The organism is Citrobacter sp. Cpo147, from assembly GCF_030332405.1.
Lineage (GTDB): Bacteria > Pseudomonadota > Gammaproteobacteria > Enterobacterales > Enterobacteriaceae > Citrobacter > Citrobacter portucalensis.
On record NZ_JAOWHX010000029.1, the window covers coordinates 234,082 to 246,595 of the forward strand.

Annotated in this window: 16 protein-coding genes, 1 tRNA gene and 1 pseudogene; 17 read left to right on the forward strand and 1 reads right to left on the reverse strand. The window is 53.9% G+C overall.

Annotated features, from left to right (window positions below):
* Nucleotides 1-7: 7 nt before the first annotated feature.
* The 16 genes and pseudogenes from OGY06_RS02150 to OGY06_RS02220 all read left to right on the forward strand — a co-directional run bounded on the left by OGY06_RS02150 (nt 8) and on the right by OGY06_RS02220 (nt 11,637).
* The gene (locus OGY06_RS02150; protein WP_286604581.1) at nt 8-649 is read left to right on the forward strand and encodes a phage baseplate assembly protein V; all 642 of its coding nucleotides are present in this window, start codon (nt 8-10) and stop codon (nt 647-649) included.
* A complete protein-coding gene (locus OGY06_RS02155; protein WP_000213440.1) occupies nt 646-993 on the forward strand; it encodes a GPW/gp25 family protein in 348 nt (115 codons plus the stop codon). Before OGY06_RS02150 ends, OGY06_RS02155 begins: the two co-directional genes overlap by 4 nt.
* 4 nt (nt 994-997) lie before the next feature.
* Nucleotides 998-1,906, forward strand: coding sequence for a baseplate assembly protein (locus tag OGY06_RS02160; protein WP_126317383.1), 909 nt, complete (start codon nt 998-1,000; stop codon nt 1,904-1,906).
* Nucleotides 1,899-2,510: a phage tail protein I gene (locus OGY06_RS02165; RefSeq protein ID WP_286604583.1), complete on the forward strand. Its 612-nt coding sequence runs from the start codon at nt 1,899-1,901 to the stop codon at nt 2,508-2,510. The genes OGY06_RS02160 and OGY06_RS02165 overlap by 8 nt, the downstream gene beginning before the upstream one ends.
* The gene (locus tag OGY06_RS02170; protein ID WP_286604586.1) at nt 2,507-3,952 is read left to right on the forward strand and encodes a phage tail protein; all 1,446 of its coding nucleotides are present in this window, start codon (nt 2,507-2,509) and stop codon (nt 3,950-3,952) included. Before OGY06_RS02165 ends, OGY06_RS02170 begins: the two co-directional genes overlap by 4 nt.
* Nucleotides 3,952-4,359 carry a tail fiber assembly protein gene (locus OGY06_RS02175; RefSeq protein WP_232397653.1) on the forward strand — a complete coding sequence of 136 codons (408 nt, stop codon included), beginning with the start codon at nt 3,952-3,954 and terminating at the stop codon, nt 4,357-4,359. The genes OGY06_RS02170 and OGY06_RS02175 overlap by 1 nt, the downstream gene beginning before the upstream one ends.
* Nucleotides 4,360-4,428: 69 nt before the next feature.
* Nucleotides 4,429-4,772: pseudogene (locus OGY06_RS23190) on the forward strand (recombinase family protein); the annotation flags it as partial.
* On the forward strand, nt 4,767-5,006 hold the full coding sequence (locus tag OGY06_RS23195; protein WP_353622737.1) for a helix-turn-helix domain-containing protein: 240 nt from the start codon (nt 4,767-4,769) through the stop codon (nt 5,004-5,006). The pseudogene OGY06_RS23190 and the gene OGY06_RS23195, both read left to right, overlap by 6 nt.
* A gap of 64 nt (nt 5,007-5,070) precedes the next feature.
* Nucleotides 5,071-6,258, forward strand: a complete 1,188-nt coding sequence (locus OGY06_RS02185) for a phage tail sheath protein (RefSeq protein WP_286604589.1) — start codon at nt 5,071-5,073, stop codon at nt 6,256-6,258.
* Nucleotides 6,259-6,270: 12 nt separating this feature from the next.
* A complete protein-coding gene (locus tag OGY06_RS02190) occupies nt 6,271-6,789 on the forward strand; it encodes a phage major tail tube protein (RefSeq protein WP_023223221.1) in 519 nt (172 codons plus the stop codon).
* A gap of 62 nt (nt 6,790-6,851) precedes the next feature.
* Nucleotides 6,852-7,133, forward strand: coding sequence for a phage tail assembly protein (locus tag OGY06_RS02195; protein WP_023223220.1), 282 nt, complete (start codon nt 6,852-6,854; stop codon nt 7,131-7,133).
* A 32-nt stretch (nt 7,134-7,165) separates the two neighbouring features.
* Complete coding sequence (locus OGY06_RS02200) at nt 7,166-7,285, forward strand: GpE family phage tail protein (protein ID WP_000763326.1); 120 nt, start codon at nt 7,166-7,168, stop codon at nt 7,283-7,285.
* A complete protein-coding gene (locus OGY06_RS02205) occupies nt 7,278-9,707 on the forward strand; it encodes a phage tail tape measure protein (protein ID WP_286604592.1) in 2,430 nt (809 codons plus the stop codon). The genes OGY06_RS02200 and OGY06_RS02205 overlap by 8 nt, the downstream gene beginning before the upstream one ends.
* 11 nt (nt 9,708-9,718) lie before the next feature.
* The gene (locus OGY06_RS02210) at nt 9,719-10,183 is read left to right on the forward strand and encodes a phage tail protein (protein WP_126317390.1); all 465 of its coding nucleotides are present in this window, start codon (nt 9,719-9,721) and stop codon (nt 10,181-10,183) included.
* Nucleotides 10,184-10,185: 2 nt separating this feature from the next.
* Complete coding sequence (locus tag OGY06_RS02215; RefSeq protein ID WP_286604594.1) at nt 10,186-11,379, forward strand: phage late control D family protein; 1,194 nt, start codon at nt 10,186-10,188, stop codon at nt 11,377-11,379.
* A 39-nt stretch (nt 11,380-11,418) separates the two neighbouring features.
* Nucleotides 11,419-11,637, forward strand: coding sequence for a DNA-binding transcriptional regulator (locus OGY06_RS02220; protein WP_023223216.1), 219 nt, complete (start codon nt 11,419-11,421; stop codon nt 11,635-11,637).
* 157 nt (nt 11,638-11,794) lie between these two features.
* On the opposite strand, the gene OGY06_RS02225 is transcribed toward OGY06_RS02220, so the two are convergent.
* Nucleotides 11,795-11,870 (reverse strand) — tRNA-Ile (locus OGY06_RS02225).
* A 124-nt stretch (nt 11,871-11,994) separates the two neighbouring features.
* Here OGY06_RS02225 and mug point away from each other — a divergent pair.
* Nucleotides 11,995-12,501 carry a G/U mismatch-specific DNA glycosylase gene (mug, locus tag OGY06_RS02230; protein ID WP_079939802.1) on the forward strand — a complete coding sequence of 169 codons (507 nt, stop codon included), beginning with the start codon at nt 11,995-11,997 and terminating at the stop codon, nt 12,499-12,501.
* Nucleotides 12,502-12,514: the final 13 nt, after the last annotated feature.

Here is a 12,514-nt window from a genome sequence, read left to right on the forward strand (position 1 = left end):
TCCTTGTATGAATACTCGCGCAACTCTTCAGGACGCTTTACGCCTCCTTCGTAACCTGATACGCACCGGCGTCGTCGTCGAAGTCGACCTCGATGACGGGCGCTGTCGCGTCCAGACTGGCGGCATTGTTACCGACTGGCTTCAGTGGCTGACCACGCGCGCCGGTAGTTCACGTGTCTGGTGGGCTCCGTCTGTGGGTGAGCAGGTTTTACTGCTGGCCGTTGGTGGTGAGCTCGACACCGCTTTTGTGCTCCCCGGTATTTTCTCCGATGACCACCCCGCGCCGTCGGCATCGGCTGATGCATTTCACATCACCTTTCCTGATGGGGCTGTTATCGAGTACGAGCCGGAGACCGGCGCACTGATGGTGAGCGGCATTAAAACCGCAGATGTTACGGCGTCGGATTCCATCACCGCGACGGTACCGCTGGTGACGGTGAAAGCCGAGACCCGCATCACCCTCGACACCCCGGAAGTGGTCTGCACCAACAAACTGACGACGGCGACGCTTGAGGTACAGCAAGGCGGGAAGATGAGCGGCGATATCGAGCACACCGGCGGCAAGCTCTCATCAAATGGCGTGGTGGTGGATGACCACGGTCACGGTGGTGTGCAAAGAGCTGGAGCCTGGACGGAGGGCACGAAATGACGACCCGTTATATCGGTATGAACAGGGAGACCGGGCGCGCCATCACTGACGCCGATCATATCCGTCAGAGCTGTGGCGATATTTTGCGAACGCCGGTCGGCTCTCGCGTGATGCGTCGCGATTACGGCTCGCTGCTGTTCTCCCTGATTGATATGCCGCAGACCGACGCGCTGAGACTGCAAATTATGTGCGCCTGTTATATGGCGCTGCTGAAGTGGGAGCCGCGCATCAGCATCAGCTCGCTGACGGTCGAACGTCAGTTTAACGGTCAGATGATTGTTGAGCTGACCGGCGAGACCCGGGACACCGGCAAAACCCTGTCACTGACTATTCCTGTGAGTTGAATTTATGCCAACCATCGACCTGAGCCAGCTCCCCGCGCCTGACGTGGTAGAAACGCTGGATTTTGAAACCATTCTCGCGGAACGCAAAGCGACGCTGGTCTCGCTTTACCCTGAAGAACAACAGGACGCTGTTGCGCGTACTCTCGCCCTTGAGTCTGAGCCACTGGTGAAGTATCTGGAGGAAAGCGCCTATCGGGAGGTTATCTGGCGTCAGCGTGTGAACGATGCGGCGAAAGGCTGCACACTGGCTTACGCGAGTAATAACGACCTCGATGTGATGGCCGGAAACAACAACACCGGGCGACAGATTGTGACGCCCGCCGATAACAGCACTATCCCGCCGACACCCGCCGTCATGGAATCTGATACCGATTTACGGTTACGCGCACAACAGGCTTATGAAGGGCTCAGCGTGGCTGGCCCGGTAGGTGCATATGAATACCACGGTCGCAGCGCAGACGGTCGGGTCGCGGATATCTCTGTTGTCAGCCCGTCACCGGCCTGTGTGACCATCACCGTGCTGTCACGCGAGGATGACGGCACCGCATCCGATGAACTTCTGACCATCGTTGAAAAAGCACTAAATGCTGAGGAGGTGCGTCCGGTTGGCGACAGGGTGACGGTGCAGAGTGCTGAAATCGTGCCGTATCAGATTGATGCAACTCTGTATTTTTATCCGGGGCCGGAGGCCGCGCCCATCCGTCAGGCCGCAGAGGAAAAACTCAAGGCGTATATCACCGCACAACAGCGACTGGGTCGCGACATTCGTCAGTCGGCGATTTATGCCGCCCTGCATGTCGAGGGTGTGCAGCGTGTCGAGCTGGCCGCGCCACTGGCTGACATTGTGCTCAGTAAATACCAGGCATCCTGTTGCACCGAATACCGCATCGCTGACGGGGGGGCTGATGAGTAATAACCGGCTGTTGCCTGTTGGCTCATCGGTGCTCGAGGTCGCCGCCGCCCGCGCTGCCGCAGATATTGAGCGTGTGCCGGTACCGCTTCGCACGTTGTGGAACTGGCGCACCTGCCCGGTGCGGCTGCTGCCCTATCTGGCGTGGGCGTTTTCGGTTGACCGGTGGGATGAGAACTGGCCGGAGTCGACAAAACGCAGCGTCATCGCCTCGGCGTTTTTCATCCATGCCCACAAAGGCACTATTGCCGCCTTACGGCGCGTGGTGGAGCCGCTGGGCTATCTGATTGAGGTTAAGGAGTGGTGGGAACTCAACGAAGAGCCCGGAACTTTCCGGCTTGTTGTGGGCGTACTCGAGACCGGCATCACCGATGAGATGTATCTCGAACTCGAGCGCCTGATAGAAGGGGCAAAACCGGCCAGCCGACACCTGACCGGGCTCGCTATCAGCCTGAGCACCACCGGGCGCGCTTATGTGGGCGCAAGCTGCTATGACGGCGACCTGTTAACCGTTTATCCCTATGCCGCCGGGGAAATTGTCGTCGGTGGTGAGTTTTATCCGGCTTCGGCCATTCATCTGATCGATAACCTGCGAGTAAGCGCATGACGACTAAATATTTTGCCATCCTGACCAATCAGGGCGCGGCGCGACTGGCAAACGCGACCATGCTCGGTACAAAACTGAATATCACACAAATGGCTGTCGGTGATGGTAACGGCACGTTGCCGACGCCTGACCCGGCTCAGACAAAACTCATTAACCAGACCCGCATCGCGCCGATTAATTCACTGAGAGTGGATGCTAACGACGCCGGTCAGATTATTGCCGAACAAATTATCCCGGAAAATGAGGGTGGTTTTTTCATCCGTGAAATCGGTCTTTATGATGACGATGGCATTTTGATTGCTGTCGCCAACTGCCCGGAAACCTACAAGCCGTTACTGGCCGAGGGGAGCGGTCGAACGCAGACCATTCGCATGATTCTTGTTGTCTCGAGCACGTCGGCGATCACCTTAAAAATCGACCCGTCGGTCGTGCTGGCAACCCGCAAGTATGTTGACGATGCTGTCATCGAGGTGAAGAGCTACGCTGATGGACTAATGCGCAACCACGAACAGTCGCGCAATCATCCCGATGCAACCACTACCGCTAAAGGTTTTACGCAGCTTAACAGCAGTGTGACGGATGACCGCGAGACACAATCGGCAACCCCGAAAGCCGTAAAAATTGCGATGGATAACGCGAATGCACGGCTAGCTAAAGAACGCAATCTCGCCGATTTACCTAATCCGGCACTGGCTCGCCAGAATCTGCAACTTGGTGACAGCTCGACGAAAAACACCGGCACAACGGCCAATACTGTTGCGGCGGGTGATGATGCACGTATCACCGGCGCGATGCAGAAAAGCCAAAACGGCGCGGATATTCCAGATGTGGCGAAGTTTCTTCAAAACCTTGGTATCACGCAGGCGCTTGCACTTAAAGCCCCACTCGCAAGCCCGTCGTTTTCTGGTACGCCCTCTGTACCGACAGCGGACCAGGCAGAAATAGATTTTCGCATTGCGAATACTGCATTTGTTGCGCAGGCCATTGCTGACCTTAATGGGGGAGCACCGGCCATATTGAACACGCTAAAAAAACTGGCTTCAGCAATTAATAATGACGCTAATTTTTACTCCACTGTAAACAGCGCCCTGGGGCAAAAAGCTTCTTTGTCAGACTTTACATCGTCAAAAACCAGTACGTCTGTCGTAGGGAATCAACCCGGTGGGTTGCGGTTCATGTGTGGATACATAACAGTACCAACTGATTCAAACGGTAATATTTTTATTACTCTACCTGATACTTTTCTTGGTGGAGTTGTATATTGCGAAGCGCACCAGTGTGGTTCCAGCTACGTTGGTGATAATTCCCCGTTTGTATTTTCTTCCTATCAGCCTGCATCTGGACCTACATCGTCTATATCTTTTGCGGTAAGGGCAACAACAACAGGTGCGCCGCTCATCAATGATTCAATTCAACTGATGTATTTTGTACGAGGCTATTAATGAAAACTTTTTACAGTCCATCATTGAACGGATTTTTACTGGAACAGACAGCAGAGAGCTATTCCGGAAATGACCTGGTCGAAGTCACAGAGGAAACCTATATCGAGTTTATTAAGGGACGAGGTAATCAGGTTATGCGTCCGGGAAAAAGTGGGCCTGTATGGGGCGATGTTACACCTCCTACTCATGATCAGGTATTGGCGGAGGTTGAACGGCAGCGCACCGCATTTTTGTTGCACGCAGATACAGTTACTGCTGACTGGCGAACTGAACTGGCATTAGGTGATATCAGCGATGATGACAGGGCTAAATTGTCAGCGTGGATGGCGTATAAAAGAGCAGTAAAGGCCGTGATAGCAGAAGACGCCATCAGAGATGGTTTTCAATGGCCTGCAATACCAACATAGGAACGTTTAAGAAAATGCAGGTTTAAGCCTCAACTGGCATCATTCCGGCTTTTGCATGAGGGAAAAAGGATGCAGGTTGGTTATGTGCGCGTATCAACAAATGAACAAAACACCGCGCTACAGCGTGACGCGCTGGAGCGGTCGGGATGTGAGCTAATATTCGAGGATAAAATCAGCGGTAAATCGACAAACAGACCAGGATTAAATCGCGCTCTCAGGCAACTAAATGCCGGTGATACTCTCGTTGTCTGGAAGCTCGACCGGCTCGGGCGTAGTATGCGTCATCTTGTCTCGATGACTGAAGAGCTTCGCCAGCGCGGGGTTAATTTCCGAAGCCTGACCGACAGTATTGACACTTCAACGCCAATGGGGCGTTTTTTCTTCCATATCATGGGGCTCTTGCGGAAATGGAGCGCGAGCTCATTGTCGAACGAACCCGCGCCGGTCTGGATGCTGCCAGAGCACAAGGCAGAATCGGAGGTCGTAGGCCGAAGCTGACGCCTGATGAATGGGCTCAGGCTGGCCGGTTGATTGCGGCCGGGGAGTCACGACAGCGTGTCGCACTGATTTTTGATGTGGGTATATCGACGCTGTATAAAAAATTTCCGGCGACAAATCCCGTTGTGTCAGCCACCGGCGAACCCTGACAAATAGCCCCCTGTAAACGTACACCCGACAATATCACTCACCCCAACTAACGGAGTTAAACGGATGAGTGATTTTCATCACGGTGTCGAGCTCGTCGAAATTAACGACGGCACCCGCACAATCTCGACGGTATCAACAGCGGTCGTTGGTATGGTCTGCACGGCCAGCGATGCTGACGCCGGGGCATTTCCGCTCAATGAACCGGTGCTGATTACCAACCCACAAAGCGCCATCGCAAAAGCCGGTACTAAAGGTACTCTGGCAAAATCCTTACAGCTCATCGCTAACCAGTCAAAACCGGTTGTTGTTGTCGTGCGTGTCGCAGAGGGTACCGGCGATGACGAAGAGGCTCAGAAGCAAACCATTTCGAACATCATCGGCACCACGGATGAGAACGGCAAATACACCGGGTTGAAAGCGCTGTTGACGGCGAAAGCGGTCACTGGCGTGAAGCCCCGCATTCTCGGTGTGCCGGGTCTCGATACTCAGGAGGTGGCGACCGCGCTTGTCTCCGTGGCTCAGAAACTGCGCGCTTTCGCCTATGTCAGTGCATGGGGCTGTAAAACCATTTCTGACGTCATTGCCTATCGTGAGAATTTCAGCGCGCGTGAACTCATGATTATCTGGCCTGAATTCCTCGGATGGGATACCACGGCCAGCGCCACAACGACCAGCTACGCGACCGCCATCGCGCTGGGTTTGCGCGCCAAAATTGACAATGACACCGGCTGGCACAAAACCCTGTCAAACGTCGGCGTCAATGAGGTCACCGGTATCAGCGCGTCCGTCTTCTGGGATTTGCAGGAAAAAGGCACCGATGCCGACCTGCTGAATGAGGCCGGTGTTACCACGCTGATTCGTGCTGATGGCTTCCGCTTCTGGGGTAACCGTAATTGCTCTGATGACTCGCTGTTTCAGTTTGAGAATTACACCCGCACGGCACAGGTCATCGCCGACACAATGGCCGAGGGGCATATGTGGGCGAACGATAAGCCCATCACCGCGACGCTGATTCGCGACATTATCGACGGCATCAACGCGAAATTCCGCGAGCTGAAAAGCGGCGGTTACATCATCGATGCGACGTGCTGGTTTGACGAAGAGGCCAACAGTAAAGAATCCCTGAAAGCCGGGAAACTGTTTATCGATTATGACTATACGCCGGTGCCACCACTCGAGCACCTGACCTTACGCCAGCGCATCACCGATAAATATCTGGCGAATCTTATCTCGTCCGTCAACAGCAAATAAGGAGCCTGACAAATGGCATTACCGCGCAAGCTCAAACTCATGAACCTGTTTATCGACGGGGTGAGTTATCTCGGCGTCGTGCAGTCCGTCACGCTGCCGAAATTAACCCGCAAGCTCGAGAAGTATCGCGGCGGCGGGATGAATGGCTCAGCCTCGGTTGACCTTGGCCTCGATGACGATGCGCTGTCGGCTGAAATCTCGCTCGGCGGTTTTCCTGATGATGCTGTCTGGTCGTTATATGCCGCCACCGGTACGGCCTCCGTGCCGCTACGTTTTGCCGGGTCTTACCAGCGTGATGACACCGGCGAGACCGTGCCGGTTGAGGTTGTTCTCCGTGGCCGTCAGAAAGAAATCGACCTCGGCGAAGCCAAGCAGGGCGAGGACACTGAGTCGAAAATCTCGCTCGAGTGCTCGTACTACAAGCTGACCCTCAACGGTAAAGATATGGTCGAAATTGACACCGTGAACCTCGTCGAAATGGTGAACGGTACCGACATGCTCGAGGCGCACCGACAGAATATCGGCCTGTAATTATTGTCCCGGTCAGCATGGCTGGCCGGGCATCCTGAAACCTGAATTTAACGAGATATATCATGGAAAAAACTAACGAAAATATCGTCACTCTGATTAAACCCATCAAGCGCGGTGAGCAGGTTATTTCCGACGTCACCCTGTTAAAACCGTGTGCCGGAACCCTCCGCGGCGTAAGCCTGGCATCTGTCGCAAACTCTGACGTCGATGCGCTGATTAAAGTGCTGCCGCGCATGACTATGCCGTCGCTGACCGAGCAGGAAGCCGCCGCGCTGGAGCTGCCCGACCTGTTGTCGTTTGCCGGTAAGGTGGTCGGTTTTTTGTCACCGAGTTCGGCGGCGTAACCTTCCCGAAAAAACTCTCGGTCGATGACCTGATGGCTGACATAGCGGTAATTTTCCACTGGTCGCCATCAGACCTTTATCCCATGAGCCTGACCGAGCTCGTCAACTGGCGCGAAAAAGCGCTACAGCGAAGCGGAAACACGAATGAGTAATAACCTCAAACTCGAAGTGCTGCTGAAAGCTGTCGACCAGGCGACCCGACCCTTTAAAGCGATCCAGACGGCGAGTAAATCGCTGTCTGGTGATATCCGCACGACTCAGCAATCCCTGCGTGATTTGAATGGTCAGGCATCGAAAATCGACGGTTTTCGTAAAACCAGTGCGCAACTGGCGGTAACCGGTAAGTCGCTGGAAAAAGCAAAACAGGAAGCTGAAGCGCTGGCGGTGCAGTTTAAAAATACGGAACGGCCAACAGCGGCACAGGCCAGAGTGCTGGAGTCAGCGAAACGCGCGGCTGATGGGTTACAGACGAAATATAACAGTCTCACGCAGTCAGTTAAGCGGCAACAGGCCGAGCTCGGTAAAGCGGGGATAAATACCCGCAACCTGACGAATGATGAAAACCGCCTGAAAAATAATATCAGCGAAACAACCGCACAGCTTAACCGCCAGCGTGAAGCACTGGCGCGCGTCAGCGCTCAACAGGCGAAACTGAGTGCAGTACAAAAACGCTATCAGGCAGGGAAGGCTCTGGCAGGGAATGCCGCCTCGATGGGCGCTGCCGGGGTAGGTATGGCAACAACAGGTACTCTCGCCGGTGTTGCACTAATGAAACCCGGTTATGATTTTGCTCAGAAAAACTCTGAGCTTCAGGCTGTTCTCGGCGTCGAAAAAGATTCAGCTGATATGGTGGCTCTTCGCAAACAGGCGCGTCAGCTCGGTGATAACACCGCCGCGTCGGCTGATGATGCTGCCGGTGCTCAGATTATTATTGCAAAAGCCGGTGGTGATACCGCTGCTATTCAGGCGGCTACGCCAGTGACGCTTGATATGGCGCTCGCAAACCGTCGAACGATGGAAGAGAACGCCGGGTTATTGATGGGGATGCGCTCTGCATTCCAGTTCTCAAACGATAAGGTCGCTCATATCGGTGATGTTCTGTCGATGACGATGAACAAAACCGCCGCCGACTTTGACGGCCTGAGTGATGCGCTGACCTACGCCGCGCCGGTGGCGAAAAATGCCGGGGTCAGTATCGAAGAAACAGCCGCAATGGTCGGCGCACTGCATGACGCCAAAATTACAGGCTCGATGGCGGGTACGGGGAGCCGCGCCGTGTTAAGTCGCCTACAGGCTCCTACGGGAAAAGCGTATGACGCTATTAAAGAGCTCGGCGTAAAAACGGCTGATGGTAAGGGGAACACGCGCCCAATATTTACAATCCTGAAAGAAATGCAGCGGAGCTTTGAGAAAAACAATCTCGGTACCGGTCAGCGCGCTGAATACATGAAAACCATATTCGGTGAAGAGGCAAGCTCAACTGCTGCTGTATTAATGACTGCCGCCTCAAGCGGAAAGCTGGACCAGCTTACCGCCACGCTTAAAGCATCTGACGGTAAAACGGCTGAGCTCGTCAAGGTCATGCAAGACAACCTTGGCGGCGACTTTAAAGAGTTCCAGTCAGCTTATGAGGCGGTCGGAACAGACCTGTTTGACCAGCAAGAGTCATCCTTGCGTAAGCTGGTACAAACGGCGACTGGGTATGTTTTAAAACTTGATGGCTGGATACAAAAAAATAAATCACTGGCGACGACGCTTGGGGTTATTTCAGCGGCGGCTATCGGTGTTGTGGGGGTTATAGGGGCAATCGGCCTTGTTGCGTGGCCGGTTATTATCGGTATTAACGCCATCATCGCTGCTGCTGGCGCACTTGGTGCTGTCTTTACGACAATCAGTGGCGGGGTTATCGCCGCTATCGGTGCGATTACATGGCCGGTCGTGGCCGTTGCGGCGGCGGTTGTCGCTGGCGCGCTGCTTATTCGCAAATACTGGGAGCCGATCAGCGCCTTTTTCGGTGGTGTTATCGAGGGGCTGATGAGCGCCTTTGCGCCGGTCGGGGAAATGTTCGCGCCGCTGGCACCCGTCTTTGACGGCCTTGGGGAGAAACTTCGCGGTGTCTGGCAGTGGTTTAAAGACCTGATAGCGCCGGTAAAAGCGACTCAGGACACATTAAACAGTTGCCGTAATGTTGGTGTCATGTTCGGTCAGGCGCTGGCTGATGCTTTGTTGATGCCGCTTAACGCCTTTAACAAGCTGCGAAGCGGGATTGACTGGGTGCTCGAAAAGCTCGGGGTTATCAACAAAGAATCCAGCTCGCTTGACCAGACCGCGGCGAAAGCCAGTGCGGCGACGCAGAACGGTTACAGCCCGGCTATCAGCTCTTACAACAGCTATCAGCCGGTCACGGCACCCGCCGGTAAAACCTACATCGACCAGAGTCGGCCAACCTATCAAATTAACGTGCCGGGCAACGGTATGCCGGGCGGTCGGTTAGGTAATGATTTACAGGATGCCTTAGAAAAATATGAGCGTGAGAAACGCGCCAAAGCCCGCGCAAGCATGATGCATGACTAAGGAGACCGATTATGATGCTGGCACTAGGTATGTTTGTTTTTATGCGTCAGACGTTGCCCTATCAGAGCATGCAGCGCAGCGCGGATTATAGCTGGGCGTCAAACTCCCGCATCGGGAAGCGTGACGCCTTTCAGTATCTCGGTGAAGGGGAGGACAAAATCACCCTGAGCGGTGACCTATATCCAGAGCTGACCGGCGGCAAGTTTTCGATGCTGACGCTTTATACGATGGCTGAGCAGGGGCGAGCATGGCCGCTTATTTCTGGCTCAGGCTGGATTTACGGGATGTTTATTGTCAGCAATGTCTCGGAGACCGGCACGGTATTTTTTGAGGACGGGTCGCCACGAAAAATCAGCTTCACTCTGTCACTGACCCGTGTCGATGAATCGCTCGCGGCGGTCTATGGCGATATCGGAAAACAGGCCGAGAGTCTGGTCGGTAAAGCTGGCGATCTGCTGTCTAAGGTAGGGGCTTAATCATGCTGGATATTATCACCGGCGCAGGTGCCACACTGACGCCCGATTTTATGCTGACACTGGAAAGCAAAGATATCACCGGCAATATCAGCGACCGGCTGATTAATCTCTCGATGACGGATAACCGGGGCTTTGAAGCTGACCAGCTCGACATTGAACTCGATGATTCTGACGGGCTTGTCGCGCTGCCGATTTGCGGCGCGGTGCTATCACTGTATCTCGGCTGGAAAGGTTTCGCGCTCGTTGGTAAGGGGCGATTTACCGTCGATGAGGTGGAGCACCGGGGGGCACCGGATACGGTGACCATTCGCGCCCGTAGTGCTGATTTTCGCGGAACACTCAATTCACGCCGCGAGGAATCATGGCACGACACCACACTCGGCGCTATCGTCAGCGCGATAGCCGCCCGGAATAAATTAACGGCCAGCGTCGCGGATTCTCTTAACGGGATAAAAATTCCGCATATCGACCAGTCGCAGGAATCCGATGCAGTATTTCTGACTCGCCTCGCGGAACGTAACGGCGGCACGGTATCGGTCAAAGCGGGTAAATTGCTGATGCTCAAAGCGGGAAGTGGTACGACGGCCAGCGGAAAAGCTATCCCTCAGATTACTATCCAGCGCAGTGACGGCGACCGGCATCAGTTTGCTATTGCTGACCGTGGTGCTTACACCGGCGTAACGGCTAAATGGCTGCACACCAAAGACCCAAAACCGGCGAAGCAAAAGCAAGCGGTGAAGCTGAAGCGCAAGCCCAAAGAGCAACACCTCCGGGCTCTACAGCACCCGAAAGCAAAAGTCGTGAGCAGTAAAACCGCAACGAAAAAGAAGAAAGAGCAGGAAGCCCGCGAGGGTGAATATATGGCCGGTGAGGCTGACAACGTTTTCGCACTGACTACCATTTACGCGACAAAGGCGCAAGCGATGCGAGCGGCTCAGGCGAAGTGGGATAAATTGCAGCGTGGCGTTGCGGAGTTCTCAATCATGCTGGCAACCGGTCGGGAAGATATTTATCCCGAAATGCCGGTAAGGGTCTCGGGCTTTAAGAGCGTCATCGATGACCAGTCGTGGATAATCAGTAAGGTGACCCATAATCTAGGCGGGAATGGCTTCACGACGGCTGTAGAGCTCGAGGTTATGCTTTCTGGCATAGAATATGAGTCGGAAGAAAATGGTTCTCAAATGGTGAATAACTGAGTATTATTAATTCACTTTTTGTGAATTCGTGGGGGTGGCATGTTCCATTGTCCAAAATGCCAGCATGCAGCGCATGCTCGTACCAGTCGCTATCTTAGCGAGAATACTAAAGAGCGTTACCATCAATGTACGAATATTAATTGCAGTTGCACATTCGTAACGATGGAGTCTGTAGAACGTTTTATCGTTACACCGGGAACAATAATTCCGGCGCCACCTCACCCGTCGGTGAGTGGTCAGCGGCCATTGTGGCTCTGATAAATTTTCTCTAAAGACCCGCCACGCGCGGGTTTTTTTATGTGCTCATGAAAGTGGTGGTAAAAAATCCACCGCCATTTCATCGCCACTCGAAAACAAGATAACAAAAAAGCCACTCGCTAGAGTGGCTTAATTATATGATTATAAAGCTAAAATTTGGTGGCCCCTGCTGGACTTGAACCAGCGACCAAGCGATTATGAGTCGCCTGCTCTAACCACTGAGCTAAGGGGCCGTGGCGGTGGATTATAAAGTAACTCTGCGTCGCAATCCAGACATATGCGAACGGATGCTGATTTTATAAACAATGTATTTTCAGTCCGTTATACTGTTACTCTGATGTATTGTTCGGAGTAATTATGGTTAAGGACATACTGGCACCAGGGCTGCGGGTGGTGTTTTGCGGCATCAATCCGGGACTATCTTCCGCAGGTACAGGGTTCCCCTTTGCACATCCCGCCAATCGCTTCTGGAAGGTCATCCATCAGGCGGGATTTACCGATCGCCAACTGAAACCAGAAGAGGCGCAACACCTGCTGGATTTCCGCTGTGGCGTGACCAAGTTTGTCGACAGGCCGACGGTGCAGGCTAATGAAGTGAAGCTACAGGAGATGCGTAACGGTGGTCGTCTGCTCATTGAGAAAATAGAAGAGTATCAGCCAGCCGCGCTCGCTATCCTTGGGAAGCAGGCATTTGAGCAGGGGCTTAGCCAGCGTGGGGCGCAGTGGGGAAAACAGACGCTGACCATTGGCGCGACGCAAATATGGGTATTGCCGAATCCCAGCGGGTTAAGCCGGATCACGCTGGATAAACTGGTAGAGGCGTATCGGGAAGTGAATGACGCCCTGGTCAGGCGGGGACTATAAAGAAAAACGCCAC